Source organism: uncultured Nostoc sp., assembly GCF_964245575.1.
Lineage (GTDB): Bacteria > Cyanobacteriota > Cyanobacteriia > Cyanobacteriales > Nostocaceae > Nostoc.
The window spans coordinates 1-2,003 of sequence record NZ_CAXTNP010000531.1; the positions used below are offsets into that span (position 1 = coordinate 1).

2 protein-coding genes and 1 pseudogene are annotated in these 2,003 nt (G+C 41.5%); all 3 read left to right on the forward strand.

All coding sequences use genetic code 11. The features are described from left to right. Nucleotides 1-567 precede the first annotated feature (567 nt). Nucleotides 568-765 (forward strand): LysR family transcriptional regulator, encoded by a 198-nt coding sequence (locus ACFFAP_RS38090; RefSeq protein ID WP_375516048.1) that lies wholly within the window; start codon nucleotides 568-570, stop codon nucleotides 763-765. Between the two features lie 663 nt (nucleotides 766-1,428). Beyond that, a complete protein-coding gene (locus tag ACFFAP_RS38095) occupies nucleotides 1,429-1,575 on the forward strand; it encodes a hypothetical protein (protein WP_375516049.1) in 147 nt (48 codons plus the stop codon). A 157-nt stretch (nucleotides 1,576-1,732) separates the two neighbouring features. After that, nucleotides 1,733-2,003: pseudogene (locus ACFFAP_RS38100) on the forward strand (hypothetical protein); the annotation flags it as partial.

A 2,003-nucleotide genomic window follows, 5' to 3' on the forward strand; every position in this document is an offset into this window, starting at 1 on the left:
AATGATTATCATTATTGTACTTGGTGATTTTATTCCTTGGAAGTCCCTTAAGTTGCTGAACATTGCTATGTTACTCAGCTTTCCTCAACACTTCCAAAACTGGTTTACCTATTGTTGTTATTGTACCTCCTAACAGCGAAATCTGCTGTATCTAGTGTGGCATTATCTTAGTCGCTTAAAAAGAAGTTCCAGACAAGTTTTCTCCCATTTATTTCCCCTAAAACAGATAGTTGAATTTTTACGTCAAGCAATAGACCGCTACTATGGGGTAGCCTGCGAAGTTTACTTGCCATCTGTCTGATTTTAGTTGGTTTTTGGGATTGATTAATAAGTTATAATTATCATTTTTCCTAAGCAATCAGCTTTTGCACTTTATCGAAGAACGGTATTACAGGCTACTATTTTTTGGCGATCGCAAAAGTTTTCGGTTTACTGAAATTCCGTCTTGCTCACTTGAAAGAAATACTCTTAAACGAGCACCCATATTTCAGTTACCTCAGTAGATGCATTCTCTGTATTTACTTATCTTTACATAATTGGGTTTTTTCGCACCTACCTACTTATGCCTTGCTGCAAGAGCGTAACGTTACAAATGCTGGAGAAAAAATTGGTTTGAGTCAATCAGCTACCAGTCACGCACTTAGTCGATCACGCCAAGTGTTCAACGATCCATTACTTGTGTGGTCTAAGAAAGGCAGTTGCGATCACGATCCGCTACACATTTGGCTACGTGAGCTAATAGCGTTTCAAACTCAGCACCTTTGAAACAAAGAGAAAAAGCGTCGTTCCATTTTATCCGTTTGCCCTGTGTCAAACCCTTATTGCTACGTTAGATGAATATTTCAATAGTGCTTCCAAGGTAACGACTTCTTATGTGTTCACAAAGCTTTCGGAATCGACTCTAATTAATATTGATGTACTTTTAATTAGCGCTCGCATTGTGCTAGCAGCGTAAGTCATGATATATTTTATATATCTAAAGATAGATTGTATGAAATCCTGAACTAGTGGTAATTATACTGAACAGTAAAGTAATCAAATTTTCTTTGCTTGTAAGGTGCATAGATCATTTCCAGATTATGGAAATGCCTATCAGCCTGTTAGATGCTCTACAAGTACAGCACGGCGTAAATCCACATCCCATCTCAATATAGCCTTGGGGAAAAATCCCTTTGTTAAAGGTAAGAAAACTGACGCTGATCTGCACTAGTTGAACGCAGAAAAATTCATATTTACTGCGATGCCTGCGGTGGTAACTGAGCTTGTTTTACTGACTTGTGCGGCAATCCCCTCTTGGTAGCCGACCTGTACTGAGCGGCGTTGAAGTAAGGGAGCATCTAGAAAAAGTGGACATGCAGCCGGAGTCGAGGTAGCGCAGCGATGCACTGAGCGCAGTCGTTGTGTCGAAGTATGTCAGGCGTTGCATAAATGCCGGATAAATCGGCGCTTGAAACCATTGATAATTCCTTCCAAATTGGACGAAATTATCCGATGATTCAGCAACGCCGGATGTCGAAGTGCGGGCGGGAGCCTACGCATGTACTGTTGGGTGGGTTTAATGCCCTGAGTGTCTAATTATTTTGTTGGAACAACACTGGTTTAACTGACTTCTCCAAGAGCTATTCAATGATTGAATAGCCGTTGGAGAAAGGATTGCAGGGAATTTGCTTGAGAAACTGGTCATTTGAATCAGTTTTCGCGACTGTAGTAACTAATTGAGAGGATTTTGCTCATGCCTAGACTAAGCGTTCCACCTAATTTCATTGGCACCGGGGGTGCGGATACTTTAATCGGAGAACAGTTAAATGCATCACCTGCAATTGGGATTGATATTTTAACTGGAGGTTCTATTCGTACACTTTCAGGAAAAGACACAATCACTGGCATCGCTACTGGTAGCAGTGACGACGACAATGGTGGTACTGGTACAGGTATCGTTAGCAGTGGCGGTATTAGTGCAGGTTTGGGAAACGACGCGATTGCCGGCACAGGTACTGGCGGCA